This window comes from Pseudomonas sp. URMO17WK12:I9 (assembly GCF_900230165.1).
GTDB lineage: Bacteria > Pseudomonadota > Gammaproteobacteria > Pseudomonadales > Pseudomonadaceae > Aquipseudomonas > Aquipseudomonas fulva.
Window position 1 is genome coordinate 177,952 of the sequence record NZ_OCMQ01000003.1, and the last position, 15,408, is coordinate 193,359.

General features: G+C 60.1%; 14 protein-coding genes. 9 read left to right on the forward strand and 5 right to left on the reverse strand.

Features of this window, described 5'->3' with window-relative positions; all coding sequences use genetic code 11:
* Positions 1-92: 92 nt before the first annotated feature.
* The gene (locus CRP40_RS08480; protein WP_027916466.1) at positions 93-302 is read right to left on the reverse strand and encodes a DUF2945 domain-containing protein; all 210 of its coding nucleotides are present in this window, start codon (positions 300-302) and stop codon (positions 93-95) included.
* A 193-nt stretch (positions 303-495) separates the two neighbouring features.
* Here CRP40_RS08480 and nspC point away from each other — a divergent pair, with 193 nt between their 5' ends.
* The 7 genes from nspC to CRP40_RS08515 all read left to right on the forward strand — a co-directional run bounded on the left by nspC (position 496) and on the right by CRP40_RS08515 (position 8,742).
* The gene (gene nspC, locus CRP40_RS08485; protein ID WP_027916467.1) at positions 496-1,593 is read left to right on the forward strand and encodes a carboxynorspermidine decarboxylase; all 1,098 of its coding nucleotides are present in this window, start codon (positions 496-498) and stop codon (positions 1,591-1,593) included.
* Between the two features lie 33 nt (positions 1,594-1,626).
* Positions 1,627-2,871 (forward strand): saccharopine dehydrogenase family protein, encoded by a 1,245-nt coding sequence (locus CRP40_RS08490; protein WP_027916468.1) that lies wholly within the window; start codon positions 1,627-1,629, stop codon positions 2,869-2,871.
* A gap of 217 nt (positions 2,872-3,088) precedes the next feature.
* A complete protein-coding gene (locus CRP40_RS08495; protein ID WP_023533877.1) occupies positions 3,089-4,309 on the forward strand; it encodes a putative DNA modification/repair radical SAM protein in 1,221 nt (406 codons plus the stop codon).
* The gene (locus CRP40_RS08500; protein WP_027916469.1) at positions 4,300-5,148 is read left to right on the forward strand and encodes a TIGR03915 family putative DNA repair protein; all 849 of its coding nucleotides are present in this window, start codon (positions 4,300-4,302) and stop codon (positions 5,146-5,148) included. Before CRP40_RS08495 ends, CRP40_RS08500 begins: the two co-directional genes overlap by 10 nt.
* A gap of 110 nt (positions 5,149-5,258) precedes the next feature.
* The gene (gene treS, locus CRP40_RS08505; protein ID WP_027916470.1) at positions 5,259-7,325 is read left to right on the forward strand and encodes a maltose alpha-D-glucosyltransferase; all 2,067 of its coding nucleotides are present in this window, start codon (positions 5,259-5,261) and stop codon (positions 7,323-7,325) included.
* Between the two features lie 76 nt (positions 7,326-7,401).
* Positions 7,402-8,025, forward strand: coding sequence for a riboflavin synthase (locus CRP40_RS08510; RefSeq protein WP_027916471.1), 624 nt, complete (start codon positions 7,402-7,404; stop codon positions 8,023-8,025).
* Between the two features lie 15 nt (positions 8,026-8,040).
* A complete protein-coding gene (locus CRP40_RS08515) occupies positions 8,041-8,742 on the forward strand; it encodes a YoaK family protein (RefSeq protein WP_027916472.1) in 702 nt (233 codons plus the stop codon).
* Here the strand turns inward: CRP40_RS08515 and proP are convergent, their stop codons facing one another.
* The 3 genes from proP to CRP40_RS08530 all read right to left on the reverse strand — a co-directional run bounded on the left by proP (position 8,743) and on the right by CRP40_RS08530 (position 12,446).
* Positions 8,743-10,245, reverse strand: coding sequence for a glycine betaine/L-proline transporter ProP (gene proP / locus CRP40_RS08520; protein ID WP_027916473.1), 1,503 nt, complete (start codon positions 10,243-10,245; stop codon positions 8,743-8,745).
* Positions 10,246-10,407: 162 nt separating this feature from the next.
* A complete protein-coding gene (gene hemB / locus CRP40_RS08525; RefSeq protein WP_027916474.1) occupies positions 10,408-11,382 on the reverse strand; it encodes a porphobilinogen synthase in 975 nt (324 codons plus the stop codon).
* Positions 11,383-11,552: 170 nt separating this feature from the next.
* Positions 11,553-12,446, reverse strand: coding sequence for a PA4780 family RIO1-like protein kinase (locus CRP40_RS08530; protein WP_027916475.1), 894 nt, complete (start codon positions 12,444-12,446; stop codon positions 11,553-11,555).
* Between the two features lie 192 nt (positions 12,447-12,638).
* Here CRP40_RS08530 and CRP40_RS08535 point away from each other — a divergent pair, with 192 nt between their 5' ends.
* Together CRP40_RS08535 and CRP40_RS08540 are read left to right on the forward strand one after the other, a co-directional pair.
* The gene (locus tag CRP40_RS08535) at positions 12,639-13,319 is read left to right on the forward strand and encodes a response regulator transcription factor (RefSeq protein ID WP_027916476.1); all 681 of its coding nucleotides are present in this window, start codon (positions 12,639-12,641) and stop codon (positions 13,317-13,319) included.
* Positions 13,297-14,688 (forward strand): HAMP domain-containing sensor histidine kinase, encoded by a 1,392-nt coding sequence (locus CRP40_RS08540; protein ID WP_027916477.1) that lies wholly within the window; start codon positions 13,297-13,299, stop codon positions 14,686-14,688. Before CRP40_RS08535 ends, CRP40_RS08540 begins: the two co-directional genes overlap by 23 nt.
* A gap of 240 nt (positions 14,689-14,928) precedes the next feature.
* On the opposite strand, the gene CRP40_RS21965 is transcribed toward CRP40_RS08540, so the two are convergent.
* Entirely contained in the window at positions 14,929-15,168 is a 240-nt protein-coding gene (locus CRP40_RS21965; protein WP_115933575.1) for a hypothetical protein, read from the reverse strand.
* Between the last annotated feature and the right edge of the window lie 240 nt (positions 15,169-15,408).

The following is a 15,408-nucleotide window of genomic DNA, read 5'->3' on the forward strand; positions in this document are numbered from 1 at the left end:
TCACCGGCTGCAAAGTGCACCTGACGAAACGGCTCATAAAAAAGCCCGTGATACACACGGGCAACTGAGCACCAACGCAATAACCTGTGTTCTCAGCCCTTCTTCAATGCCTGCTCTTTGTGCATGGCCATGTGCCCGGTCTTGTCGCTCTTGACCTCGTACTGTGGCTCCTCCTTTGAGCAATGGCGCTGACGCCCCATGAATTCGACATCCTGGGTATGCACTTTCTCGACGGTGCCATGTATGACGCCGGCCTCTGAGTTCCAGTGCACCTTGTCACCTTTCTTGAAGGCATTGCTCATCGATTTCTCCTTGCACCCTGCGTGGGAAGATTGAGAGTGTCATCTGTCGTTGTTCTACTGAGCACGCCGAACGCAAAAAGATTCAGTCACGGCAACGCTGCCCGGACGAAATGCAATTGCACCCTTTCGATCTGCGGCGAGTGAAGGCACAATGCGTGTCCTTTTTTTGGCCGGCCTTGCCGAGGGCCTCTAAATGATCAATACGCCGTACTACCTCATCGACAAGACCAAGCTGCTGAGCAACATGCAGAAGATCGCCTATGTGCGCGAACACTCGGGTGCCAAAGCGCTGCTGGCGCTCAAGTGCTTCGCCACTTGGTCGGTGTTCGACCTGATGCAGCAGTACATGGACGGCACCACGTCGTCTTCGCTGTACGAGCTCAAGCTCGGCCGCCAGAAGTTCGCCGGTGAAACCCACGCCTATAGCGTGGCGTGGGCCGACGACGAGGTCCAGGAGATGCTCGAGAACTGCGACAAGATCATCTTCAACTCCATCGGCCAGCTGCAACGCTTCGCCGAGCAGTCCGAAGGCAAGGTCCGGGGTTTGCGCGTCAACCCCCAGGTCAGCAGCTCGGACTATCAGCTGGCCGACCCGGCGCGCCCGTTCAGCCGCCTGGGGGAATGGGACCCGGCCAAGATCGAGACCGTGATCGATCAGGTATCAGGCTTCATGTTCCACAACAACTGCGAGAACGGCGACTTCGCCTTGTTCGATCAGATGCTGTCCCGTATCGAGGAACGTTTCGGCCACCTGCTGCACAAAGTGAAATGGGTAAGCCTGGGCGGCGGCATCCACTTCACCGGCGAAGGCTATGCACTGGACGATTTCTGCGCGCGCCTGAAGGCGTTCTCGCAGACCTATGGCGTGCAGGTCTACCTGGAGCCAGGTGAAGCCGCGATCACCCAGAGCGCTTCGCTGGAAGTGACTGTGCTGGACACGCTGTACAACGGTAAGCACCTGGCCGTGGTCGACAGCTCGATCGAAGCGCACATGCTCGACCTGCTGATCTACCGCCTCAACGCCAAGATGGCGCCCAACGACGGCGAGCACACCTACATGGTATGCGGCAAGTCTTGCCTGGCCGGCGATATTTTCGGTGAATACCAGTTCGAACGCCCGCTGGCGATCGGCGACCGCCTGTCCTTCGTGGATGCTGCGGGTTACACCATGGTCAAGAAAAACTGGTTCAACGGTTTGAAGATGCCATCCATCGTGGTCAAGCAACTCGACGGCAGCGTCGAGGTGGTACGCGAGTTCGGTTTCGAAGACTACGTTTCCAGCCTGTCGTAAGACAGGCCTCGTCTGTAAGGAGCAACAGGTAAATTGAAGAAGAACGTTCTTATCATTGGTGCAGGAGGTGTCGCCAAGGTGGTGGCCCACAAGTGCGCGCAGCATAACGACGAACTGGGTCGTATTGCCATCGCGTCACGGAACATCTCCAAATGCCAGGCCATCATCGACAGCGTCAAGGCCAAGGGTAGCCTCAAGGTACCCGCCGACATTCAGGCCTTTTCGCTCAATGCCCTCGACGTCGAGGCAACCAAAGCGTTGATCCGCGAGACCGAATCGCAAATCGTGATCAATGTCGGCTCCGCGTTCCTGAACATGTCGGTGCTACGTGCGTGCATCGATACCGGCGTCGCCTACCTGGATACCGCTATCCACGAGGAGCCGGGCAAGATCTGTGAAACCCCGCCATGGTACGGAAACTACGAGTGGAAACACCTCGAAGAGTGCCAGGCCAAGAACATCACGGCCATTCTCGGCGTCGGTTTCGACCCGGGTGTGGTCAACAGCTACGCCAAACTGGCGCAGCAGCAGTATTTCGACCACATTGATTCTATCGACATTCTCGACGTCAATGCAGGCTCGCATGGCAAGTACTTTGCCACCAACTTCGACCCGGAAATCAATTTCCGCGAGTTCACCGGGCAGGTGTGGAGCTGGCAGAACAGCCAGTGGACCAGCAACACCATGTTCGAAGTCAAGCGTACCGATGACCTGCCCGTGGTGGGTTCGCAAAACCTGTACCTCACCGGTCACGATGAAGTGCACTCCATCTCCAAGAACCTGAACGTAGCCAACGTCCGATTCTGGATGAGTTTCGGCGAGCATTACATCAATGTATTCACGGTCCTGAAAAACCTGGGCCTGCTCAGCGAGCAGCCAGTCAAGACCGCAGAAGGCCTGGAAGTGGTACCGCTTAAAGTGGTCAAGGCCGTGCTGCCTGATCCTGCGTCCCTGGCGCCCGGCTACACCGGCAAGACCTGCATCGGTGACCTGGTCAAAGGCACCAAGGACGGGCAGCCCCGTGAAGTGTTCATCTACAACGTGGCCGACCACGAAGAGGCGTACGCTGAAACGGACAGCCAGGGCATTTCCTACACTGCGGGCGTGCCACCGGTCGCCGCTGCCTTGCTGGTCGCCCGCGGCGAGTGGGATGCCAAGCGCATGGTCAACGTCGAGGAGCTGCCCGCCGAGCCGTTCCTCAAGGCGCTGGACATGATGGGCTTGCCAACCCGGGTGAAGGATGAAAAAGGTGACCGTCCGTGGGACGCTGAAGCCTGATTCACCCCAGAGGGCGCCGTTGAGGCGCCCTCTTCCGTTATCGATCAGCCCATACTGAATCTTTGGTAACTACTTAAATCCCTCAGCCGTCCGCTGTCCAACCATTCATCGGATAACCCACGAATTTGCTCGGATACCCCGCCGCGCGGCGTTCAACCCTTGCAATTGACCCTGGCCCTCAATACTGTATGAATACTCAGTACGACAGGTAAGAGTCATGCAACTGATCGCCAAACTGGGCATTCTTGCCGATGCCGCCAAATACGATGCATCGTGCGCCAGTAGTGGTGCGCCAAAACGCAGCTCGCGTGGTGGCAATGGTTTGGGCGCTACCAACGGCATGGGCATTTGCCACAGCTATACACCCGATGGTCGCTGCGTGTCTCTGCTGAAAATTCTGCTTACCAACTTTTGCCTGTACGACTGCCAGTATTGCGTCAACCGACGTTCGAGCAATGTGCCTCGCGCACGGTTCAGCCCCGAAGAAGTGGTACGCCTGACCTTGGACTTCTACCGGCGCAACTGCATCAGTGGCCTGTTCCTGAGCTCGGGCATCATTCGCTCTGCCGACTACACCATGGAGCAGCTGATCAGAGTGGCGCGATTGCTGCGCGAAGAACATAACTTCCGTGGCTATATCCACCTCAAGACCATTCCGGACGCCGATCCGCTATTGATCGAAGAAGCAGGCCGCCTGGCCGATCGCTTGAGCGTCAACATCGAGCTGCCCACCGACGACAGCCTCAAGCGCCTGGCACCGGAAAAACAAGCGTCGACCATTCGTCAAGCCATGGGCGTGATTCATCAGGGGCAGCAAGCGGTGGCCAACGAGCCTCGCGCTCCGCGCTTTACCCCTGCCGGCCAAAGCACCCAGGTTATTGTCGGGGCCGACAGTACCGACGACAGCACATTGCTGCGCAATGCCGAATCGCTGTACCAGGGGTACGGCCTCAAACGCGTCTACTACTCAGCCTTCAGCCCTATCCCCGACAGCCCGGGCAGCGTGCCACTGGCCGCACCGCCTCTGCTGCGTGAACACCGCTTGTACCAGGCCGATTTCCTCTTGCGTGGATACGGTTATAAAGCCGGCGAGCTGTTGGGCCAGACCGGCAACCTGGCGTTGGATATCGATCCCAAGCTGGCATGGGCACTGGCCAATCGCGAAGTGTTCCCGCTGGATGTGAACCGCGCAGAGCCCGCGCTCCTCGCTCGCATTCCAGGGATAGGCCTGCGCAGTGTGCAGCGCCTGGTCGCCTTGCGTCGCGAGCGGCGTATCCGCTATGACGACCTGATTCAGCTGCGCTGCGTGCTCGACAAGGCGCGGCCCTTTATCGTGACCAGCGATTACCGCCCAGCCCAGGCCGACCTACGCAGCAGCCTGCTGCGTGCCCGCCTGCGCGAGCCACAGGCACCGGTTCAAATGGGACTGTGGGGGTGATTGCGCTCGATTGCGATGACCTGTTCGGGATCTGGCGTGAGCAAGCCAGGTCCTTGCTGAGCCATGGCATCGATCCATCGCAAGTCACCTGGTCGCAGGGGCCCATGACCGACATGCTGGCGGACACCACCACGCTGCCGGCGGGTACGGGCCCGTTTCGGGCAAAGGTGCCAGCGGCCTTGCTCGGTCAACTGGAAGAAGCGGCACGCTATCACGGCGAGCAGCGGTGGAACCTGTTGTACGACGTGCTGTGGCGGGTCGCCCACGGCGACCGCACGGCGATGCTGGCCGGTGATCGGCTGGGCAGCGAGCTGCATCGACGCATCAAGCAAGTCAGCCGTGAAGCCCATCATCTGCATGCGTTCTTGCGGTTCGTGCCGCTACCTGAAGCGCTGGTCGAGCACTTGCAATTGGACCTGGTCGCTTTTCACGAACCTGCTCACGACATTCTGCAAAGCGCCAGCCCCCATTTTGCCGACAGACTGGGACGGCTGCGGTGGCTGATCGCAACGCCGCGCGATGGCATCCGCTATGACGGCCGCCATTTCGACTATCAACGCCGCTGCCCGGAGCTCTGGCAGCAATGGGCGCAGCACGCAGAAGACCCTGGCGCCGAGTTGTGGCGTACCTACTACCGCCATACCTTCAACCCCGCCCGCCTGAATCCGAATGCCTTGCGCTTGCATATGCCTGGCCGGTTCTGGCGCCATTTGCCAGAAGGGATGCTCATCCCTCAACTGGAGGGCCTGGCGCGCCAAGGCAAGCAGCGTGACGGCCAGGCCGTGGAAGTAGCGGCCCAAGCTGGCAAGCAGATCAACAAGTCCTCCCGGGAAGGTTGACTGCCAGCAAGCAACCAAAGCGTCTGCGACAAACCCTGTCTTGATCCGAACGTTCCGCGTGCCCTGCCGTCTTAACCTGAGCCGGTGCCGACACGCAAAGAGGACGCGAGATGACCCAACCCGACCCGTCATACGTCAAATGGCTTGAAGAACGCTCCATGCTAAAGGCATCCCAGGAGCGGGCCAGCCTGTACTCCGGGCAAGCGCGCCTGTGGCAACAGCCCTACGCCCAGGCACAGCCGCGCCGTGCGACAGAAATCGCCTCCGTCTGGCTCACGGTCTACCCCGATGCGATCATCGCGCCGGATGGATGCTCAGTGCTGGGTGCCTTGGCCCATGAAGCGCTATGGAAGCGTCTGTCAGACATTGGTATTCAAGGGGTGCACACCGGGCCGATCAAGCGTTCCGGCGGCATCAGCGGACGCGAGGTTACGCCGAGTGTAGACGGCAACTTCGACCGTATCAGCTTCGACATCGACCCGCTTTACGGTACCGAGCAGGAACTGGTGCAGATGAGCCGCATGGCCGCTGCCCACAATGCCGTGACCATCGATGACCTGATCCCTTCGCACACTGGCAAAGGCGCCGACTTCCGTCTGGCCGAGCTGGCGCTGGCGCCCTACCCTGGCCTCTACCACATGGTCGAAATCCGTGAAGAGGACTGGGGGCTGCTACCTGACGTGCCCGAGGGCCGCGATTCGGTCAACCTGCTCCCAGCTCAGTGCGACGAGCTCAAGGCCCGCCACTATATCGTCGGCCAGCTGCAACGGGTGATCTTCTTCGAGCCAGGCGTCAAAGAGACTGACTGGAGTGCCACGGCGCCGATCACGGGCGTGGATGGCAAAACCCGCCGCTGGGTTTACCTGCATTATTTCAAGGACGGTCAACCCTCCCTGAACTGGCTAGACCCGACGTTCACGGCGCAGCAGATGATCATCGGCGATGCCCTGCACGCCCTGGACTGCCTGGGCGCACGTGGCTTGCGTCTGGATGCCAACGGTTTCCTTGGCGTCGAAACCCGGGCCAGCGGCACCGCCTGGTCGGAAAGCCATCCCTTGTCGCTGGTTGGTAACCAGTTGATCGGTGGCATGATCCGCAAGGCAGGAGGGTTCAGCTTCCAGGAGTTGAACCTCACCCTCGATGACATCGCCCAGATGTCCAGCGGCGGTGCCGACCTGTCCTACGACTTCATTACCCGACCGGCCTATCAGCACGCGCTGCTGACCGGCGACACCGAATTCCTGCGCTTGATGTTCAAGGAAATGCACGCCTTCGGCATCGACCCGGCCTCGCTGATCCATGCCTTGCAAAACCATGACGAGTTGACGGTCGAGCTGGTGCATTTCTGGACACTGCATGCGCATGACATGTACCTGTACAAGGGCCAGACCTTGCCAGGCAGCATCCTGCGCGAGCATATCCGCGAGGAGATCTACGAGCGCCTGTCCGGCGAACACGCACCTTACAACCTGCGGTTCGTCACCAATGGCATCTCCTGCACCACGGCCAGCTTGATCACCGCCGCCCTGGGAATCCGTGAGCTTGACGACATCACCCCCGAGCAGGTCGAATCGATACAGAAGCTGCATTTGCTGCTGGTGATGTACAACGCCATGCAGCCTGGGGTGGTGGCCATATCCGGCTGGGACCTGGTGGGCGCCCTGCCCTTGCCTGGCGAAGCGGTGGCTGAGCGAATGACCGACGGCGACACTCGCTGGATTCATCGCGGCGGTTACGACCTGGCAGGTCTTGACCCAGAGGCGCACACCTCAGTGCGGGGCATGCCGCGTGCGCGCGCGTTGTACGGCAGCCTTGATGAACAACTGGAGCGCAGTGACTCGTTCGCCAGTAAGGTCAAGAAGCTGCTCGCGGTTCGCCAGGCGTATGGCATCGCCACCAGCCGGCAACTGCTGGTGCCGGATGTGACTTCGCCTGGCCTGCTGGTGATGGTTCACGAACTGCCTGCAGGGCGCGGCACCCAGATAACCGCCCTGAACTTCAGCCAGGACGAGATCAGTGAAGAACTGCAACTGACCGGTTTCACACCAGGCCCTGTGGTGGACATGATCAACGAAACGGTCGAAGGCGATTTGACCGAGGACGGGCGGTTGATGGTCAACCTGGACCCTTACGAAGCGCTGTGCCTGCGCATCGTCAACAGCAGTGGCCACGTCTGAGGTGCTGTGACTTGCATTTGCAAGCGCCTGGGCATAGTTTGCGCAAGTCAACTTACCTGTGCCCAGGAGCAACGCAATGTACACCGGCATCGTCCAGGCCGTCCGCCCTCTGCTTGATATCGCCCGTCACCCTGGCCACAACCAGTTCACCATCGACCTCACCCCGGCACTGCTCGACGATCTGAAGATCGGTGCCAGTGTCAGCGTTGAAGGCACTTGCCTGTCGGTCACCGAAATCGAAGGCACGCAGGTGCGCTTCGACGCCATGACGGCAACGCTGGAACGCACCAACCTGCGAAACCTGCAGCCCGGCCAAGGGGTAAACATCGAGCGCTCGGCAAAAATGAATGCGGAGGTGGGCGGCCACCTCATGGCTGGCCACATCGCCACCACTGCAGACATCGTCGACATCTCCATCGCCAACGCCGGTGCATACATCAAGTTCCGCATGCCGCCCGAATGGGCCAAGTACGTCTTTGCCCGTGGCTTTATTGGCGTCAATGGCTGCAGCCTTACCGTCGCCGACATCGACGACAACGTGGTCACCATCAACCTCATTCCAGAAACCCTGCGCCAGACCACGTTCACCCGTTATCAGAAAGGCGACCTGCTCAATATCGAAGTCGATCACCACACCATGGTGCTGGTCGATGTCGTGGAGCGCACCATTCGTAACACCCTGGCCCGCGAGCAACGGTAGACCCGAGGACTGCACATGCTGCCAGCCACCACGGCCACACCTACCTCCAAGCGCCATCGTGTCCACAGGTTACGAGGCCGCGTAGGGTTGGGGCTGGTGGCCGGCCTGTCGGTACTGGCAGGGATGACCGATGCCATCGGTCTGTTGGCCTTGGGCGATTTCGTATCGTTCATGAGCGGCAACACCACCCGCCTTGCCGTCGCCATCAATGACGTCGATGGCCCGATGATACTGCGCCTGGCAGGTGCGCTGTTGGGCTTCGTGGCCGGCAATACCCTGGGTGTGGTGCTGGCACACTCATGCCGGCGCCGTGCTTGGCCAGTGTTGCTGGTGGTAGCCGTTCTGCTCGGGTTTGCGGGGATGATGCCCGCGCCGAATACCTCAGTGCCTTTGTTGGCCGCCACATTGGCGATGGGGATGATCAATGCAGTGGTTGAACAGGTCAACGGTCTGCCGATTGGCCTGACCTACGTTACCGGTGCCCTTTCGCGCTTTGGTCGTGGCCTGGGCCACTGGATGCTGGGCGCTCGCCGTCATGGCTGGCGGGTGCAACTGGTGCCGTGGCTGGGCATGTTACTGGGGGCAGCCTGTGGCGCTTGGTTGCAGAAACACCTGGGTCTTCAGGCTATGGTCGGCAGTTGCCTCTTGACCTGCCTGCTGACCCTGGTGTCGCTGCTCATTCCTCGTGCCTGGCAGCGAGGCTACATGCCTCGCTGATCAGTCGATACGGGGATGCTGCTGCACCAGCAGCTTGCGCTTGGCCTCCAGTTCAGCAATTTGGGTATCGATGTCTTCGATTTTCTGCTCGATATTGTCGTGGTGCTCCTGAAGCAGCTCGCGCGCCTCATCGATGTCGGAGGCCGCTGGCGCCGCGCCACGCAACGGCTTGTTGGCCGTTTCCTTCATGGTCACGCCGGTGATGAAACCGATCACGGCAATCACCATCAGGTAGTACGCCGGCATGTACAGGTTGCCGGAGCTTTCCACCAGCCAGGCGGCCAGGGTCGGGGTAAGGCCTGCAATCAGCACCGAAATGTTGAAAGCACTGGCCAGGGCGCTGTAGCGGATATGCGTCGGGAACATCGCTGGCAGGGTCGAAGCCATCACACCGATGAAGAAGTTGAGCAGCACGGCCATCAGCAGCAGGCCTGCGAAGATCAAGCCCAGCACGCCGCTGTTGATCAGCATGAAGGCAGGAATCGCCGCCGCAAACAGGCCGACGCTGCCCAGAATGATGAAGGGCCGACGGCCAAACTTGTCACTCAGAAGGCCGATTATCGGCTGCACGAACAGCATGCCCACCATGATCGCGATGATGATCAGTACACCGTGATCTTCGCTGTAATGCAGGTTGTGGGACAGATAGCTGGGCATGTACGTCAGCAGCATGTAGTACGTGACGTTCGTCGCGATCACCACGCCGATGCAGGTGATCAGGCTACGCCAGTGCTTGGTCGCCACTTCCTTGAACGACACCTTGGGCCCGGAAGCCAGGCCTTCACGGTCACCTTGCTCCAGTTTGTCGACATGCTGCTGGAAGGCTGGGGTTTCCTCCAGCGCATGACGCAGGTACAAGCCGATCATACCCAGTGGCAAGGCCAGGAAGAACGGCAGGCGCCAGCCCCACTCGAGGAATTTCTCCTCACCCAATACGGTGGAGATCATCACCACCACGCCGGCGCCCAGTACGAAGCCGGCGATGGAGCCGAAGTCCAACCAGCTGCCCAGGAAACCACGCTTGCGGTCAGGCGCATACTCGGCCACGAAAATCGAAGCGCCGGTGTACTCCCCCCCTACCGAGAAGCCCTGGGCCATCTTGGCCAGCAACAGCAGAATCGGCGCCCATATGCCGATACTGGCATAGGACGGTATCAGGCCAATGGCGAATGTGCTCAAGGACATGATGACGATGGTGGCGGCGAGAATCTTCTGTCGCCCGAAACGGTCGCCGAGCGCGCCGAAGAACAAACCACCCAGTGGTCGGATCAGGAACGGCACGGAGAAAGTGGCCAGCGCGGCAATCATTTGAACGCTGGGGTCGGCATTGGGGAAGAACACTTTGCCCAGGGCATAGGCGACGAAGCCATAGACGCCGAAGTCGAACCACTCCATCGCATTGCCCAGCGCAGCGGCGGTAATGGCCTTGCGCATCTTGGCGTCATCGACGATGGTGATGTCCTTCAGGCCAATCGGCTGAACCCTTTTCTTGCGAGATTTCATTTATTTATCCCTGACGGTGACTGCTCTAAGGGATCAGATACAAAGGGACACTAAATAATTCAGCGCTTAGCGTTTTTTTGTGAAACGCAGGCTTAAAGAGGGATGCGAGCTTTTAGGGCGCTGGGTCATTGGGGCTGCTGCGCAGCCCCAATGACCACGTTTTCAAATACCTTCCAGCGCCAGGTCCATGGCAAAGTAGGTCAGGATCAAGTCGGCGCCCGCACGCTTGATCGCCCCAATGCTCTCGCGCATGACGCGGCCCTCATCGATGGCACCAGCCAGTCCACCGAACTTGATCATGGCGTACTCGCCACTGACTTGGTAGGCCGCCAATGGCAGGCGCGAGGCGTTACGAATGTCGGCAATCACATCCAGGTAGGCACCCGCCGGCTTGACCATGAGTACGTCGGCGCCCTCCTGCTCGTCGAGCAGTGATTCGCGCACCGCTTCGCGGCGATTCATGGGGTTCATCTGGTAGCTCTTGCGGTCGCCCTTGAGCGCCGTACCGCCCGCTTCGCGGAAAGGCCCATACAAGGAAGAGGCAAACTTGGTGGAGTAGGCCATGATCGCCGTGTCATGGAAGCCTGCGCCGTCCAGCGCACTGCGAATTGCCTGGACCTGCCCGTCCATGGCCGCCGAGGGCGCGATGAAATCAGCACCTGCCGCGGCGGCAATCACGGCCTGCTTGCCGAGGTTGGCCAAGGTGGCGTCGTTGTCCACGCCGTGGTCATGCAGCACGCCACAGTGGCCGTGGCTGGTATATTCGCAGAAGCAGGTATCGGACATCACGACCATTTCCGGCACCGCATCCTTGCAGATCCGCGACATGCGCGCGACCAGGCCGTTTTCATTCCAGGTGTCGCTGCCCACGGCGTCCAGATGGTGGGAGACCCCGAAGGTCATCACCGAACGAATGCCAGCACGGGCGTAACGCTCGATCTCCTGCGCCAACAGCTTCTCGGGGATGCGATTGACCCCAGGCATGCTCTTGATCGGCACGAAGTCATCGATACCCTCCTCCACGAAGATCGGCAAGATCAGATCATCGAGGCGGAACTCGGTCTCCTGAAAAACGCTGCGCAGCGCTTGACTCTTGCGCAGACGGCGGGGACGGACGGACGGGAAAAGAGTGGACATGACAGCTCCAGAAAGATGAACGGCGTATACCTTAAGCCCGAGCCGCGACACTGGAAAGGCCAAATGACGAGATATTGTCTTGCGTCAAAGGCAATGACCGTCGCGCGGGCCAAAACCTGGCCGGCGCAGCCTGATGTATGGCGTTCGCCCGCACCGGCAGGTTGGATGTGTCAGCGCAGCCAGGGCGGCGGTGGCTCTTGAGCCTGGGGTTGCGCCTGCTCGGCCTCGGCTCGCGCTTCACGGCGGCGGGCATCGTCCAGCCGGGCGGCATCGATCTCGCGCATGATCCCCGCCACGTCCGCTGCCTGCTCATCTTCAGCGAACAACCCCGTGAGCGGACTGTCGGGACGCAATTCGCCGGCTTCGTACAGGGCCCACATTTCCTGCGCATAACGGGTGGCTTTCAGCTCAGGTGCAAAGCGTCCGAAATAGTGCGCCATGTTCGACACATCGCGCTGCAGCATGCTGAACGCATGGTTGTTGGCCGCAGCGTCCACTGCCTGAGGCAAGTCGATGATCACCGGCCCGTCCGGGCCCAGCAGTACGTTGAACTCCGAGAGGTCGCCATGGACGAGCCCCGAGCAGAGCATCAGTACGATCTGGCTGATCACGAACCGGTGATAGTCCCGCGCCTGGTCCGCCTCGAGGTAAACATCGTTCAGCCGGGGCGCAGCATTGCCATCGGCATCGGTCACCAGCTCCATGAGCAGCACGCCATCCTGGAAGTCGTAGGGCTTGGGTACCCTGACGCCTGCCCCGGCCAGCCGGAAGAGCGCGGCCACCTCGGCGTTCTGCCAGGCATCCTCGGCCTCCTTGCGCCCGTACTTGCTGCCCTTGGCCATGGCCCGGGCCTGACGGCTGTTTCGCACCTTGCGCCCTTCCTGATACTCGGCCGCCTGGCGGAAGCTGCGCTTGTTGGCTTCCTTGTACACTTTGGCGCAGCGTACCTGGTTGCCACAGCGCACCACGTACACGGCGGCCTCCTTGCCACTCATCAACGGCCTCAGTACCTCGTCGACCAGGCCGTCCTCAATCAGGGGTTCGATTCTCTTGGGTGTCTTCATCAGGCTGTGTTCGGGTCCTGGCTGTGATGCGGCCTATCCTCTCACAGCCGAGTCGTACTTGCTTGCCCATGTGCCACGCAAGCCGATAAACAAGCAAAGCAATGCAACAGGCGCCAGATGAATTATTCTTAAATCGCCTGCTGGCCGTTCTTTGGCACAATCAGGCTTTCATCTGGATGCCCGGGAACCCGCATGCCTCGCGTACTCACCATCGAAGACGACGCCGTCACCGGTCAGGAAATCGTCGCTGAACTCAACAGCCATGGCTTGGACGTTGACTGGGCCGACAATGGCCGCGAGGGCCTGGCCAAGGCCATCGCCGGCGGTTATGACCTGATCACCCTTGATCGCATGTTGCCGGAGGTGGACGGGCTGACCATCGTCACCACCCTACGCAATCTCAAGATCGCCACGCCCATTCTGATGATCAGCGCGCTGTCGGACGTGGATGAACGGGTGCGGGGCCTGCGTGCAGGCGGCGACGACTACTTGACCAAGCCGTTCGCCTCGGACGAGATGGCAGCGCGCGTCGAAGTCTTGCTGCGCCGCAACAGTGTGCCCATGACGCAGACTAAGCTGCAGGTGGCCGACCTGGAGCTGGACCTCATCACCCATGAAGCCCGGCGCGGCGAGCACACGCTCAATTTGCTCCCCACCGAGTACAAACTGCTCGAATACCTGATGCGTCACAGCGGTCAGGTCATCACGCGGATGATGATCTTCGAGGAAGTCTGGGGGTATCACTTCGATCCAGGCACCAACCTCATTGACGTGCACATCGGCCGCCTGCGCAAGAAGATCGACCTGCCTGGCCAGTCGCCGTTGATCCGTACCGTACGGGGCTCCGGTTATGCCATTGCTGAACCCGTCTAAGGGCTGGAGTTCGTCCACGAGCCGGCTGCTGGCGCTTTACAGTTTTCTGTTCGTGGCCTGGAGCAGCATCCTCATGGGGGTGCTGTACTTCGAGGTTTCCAGCTACCTGAACAAACTCACCCGGCATTCGATGCTGCAGCGCCAACACCTGTTCGCGCACATGAGCGGCAAGCAACTGGACGACGCCCTGATCGCCAGCCAGGCGTTCGAAGAACGCAGTTTCGATGCCTATGGCCTGTTCGACGCGCAACTCAACCCGTTGGGCGGCAGTGTGCGTGCCCTGCCCCCTGAGCTGGCACTGGACGGCAAGATTCACGAGCTCAAGCGCTGCCTGAATGCCGACGATCCGAACATGCCGCGCCATAGCTGCGATGCGGTGGCGATCAAGGTGCAGGATGGCCGTTGGTTGGTGTTGTTCCGGGACAACGGCTCGTTGTTCGTCGTCACACGTATCATCCTCGACGCCTTGCTGTGGGGCATCTCGTTGACGCTGATCCCGGGTTTTGCAGGTTGGTACCTGCTCAGGCGCAGGCCGCTCAAGCGCATCCGTGCGGTACAGGCCCAGGCCGAACTGATCGTGGCGGGCGACCTGACCCATCGCTTGCCGCTGTCGGCACGGCGCGATGAGTTGGACATGCTGGCTGCCATCGTCAACGCCATGCTCGACCGCATCGAGCGCCTGATGCACGAGGTCAAGGGTGTGTGCGATAACATCGCCCACGACCTGCGTACGCCGCTGACGCGGCTGCGCGCGCAGCTGTACCGCATACGCCAGCAAAGCGATGCCGATACCGCCCAGGCGGAGGCGCTGGACCAAGCCATTGGTGAAACCGATACGCTAATGGCCCGTTTTCGCGGGCTGTTGCGGATCAGTGAGTTGGAAGATCGCCAGCGTCGTGCAGGGTTCACGCAGCTGGACCCACATGACCTGTTGGTGGAACTTCACGATTTCTACCTGCCATTGGCGGAGGACGGTGGCATCCAATTGACCTTGCATCAACCAGGGCAGCTGGCAGCGCTGCATGGCGACCGCGAGCTGTTGTTCGAGGCGCTGGCCAACCTGGTGGGCAACGCTATCAAGTTTACGCCTGAAGGAGGACAGGTACAGATCGCAGCCTCCCAAGATGACACGGGCGTGCACTTGGCTGTGGAAGACACGGGACCTGGCATTGCGGAACAGGAGCGTACTGCGGTGCTCAAGCGGTTCTATCGCAGCGACGAGGGGCATCGGCATGCGGGCTTCGGCTTGGGTCTGTCCATCGTGGCGGCGATCGTGGACTTGCATGGGTTTGGTTTGGAGATCGGTGAAAGTCGGCTGGGAGGGGCGAAGCTGGTGTTGCATTGTCCTCTTGCGGGCTTGGTTAAGTAAGCCGGTGCAGGGCTGGCAATCGTTGCGGTGGTGCGGGCATGGAGCGGACTTGTAGGGGGCGCTGGACCGGCGCGGGGACCCGCGCAGTAAATCCAAAAGTTCCTATTTCGTGTTTGAGTCTTTTAGGGCCGCTTTGCGGCCCATCGCGGCACTAGGCCGCTCCTACAAGTTGCTAGATACACAGCAGATATCGTGACCACTGTTCTGAATATAACCATTACGCGTACCCAGATGGCTCCACTAAGGAGAGTTTAACGGTTTACTGTTGATCTTGATCTTGATCTTGATCTTGATCTTGATCTTGATCTTGATCTTGATCTTGATCTTGATCTTGATCCTGCTTTTGCTCTTGCTTTTGCTCTTGCTTTTGCTCTTGCTTTTGCTCTTGCTCTTGCTCTTGCTCTTGCTCTTGCTCTTGCTTTTGATCTTCGCGACTTCAGAAGGCCGAACGCAGGTCTTGCGGAGGGAGGTGACAGGCATGGATGCCTGTCAAGCGCTGGGCCCCAGGATGGGGCCTACAGCGCGGTCCTCCCGGGAGCAAGACCGGAGTGAGGGAACCCCGAAGCGCAGCGTAGGGGCCGTATGAATGGAGCGCAGCCTTTTTTGGTTACTTTTTGTGGCGTTTGACAAAAAGTAACTCGCCGTAAGGGCGAAAAGGTGATTAAGCGTCGCCATCGCAAATGGACTATGCGCTCTATCAATACCCACACCAACCCAATC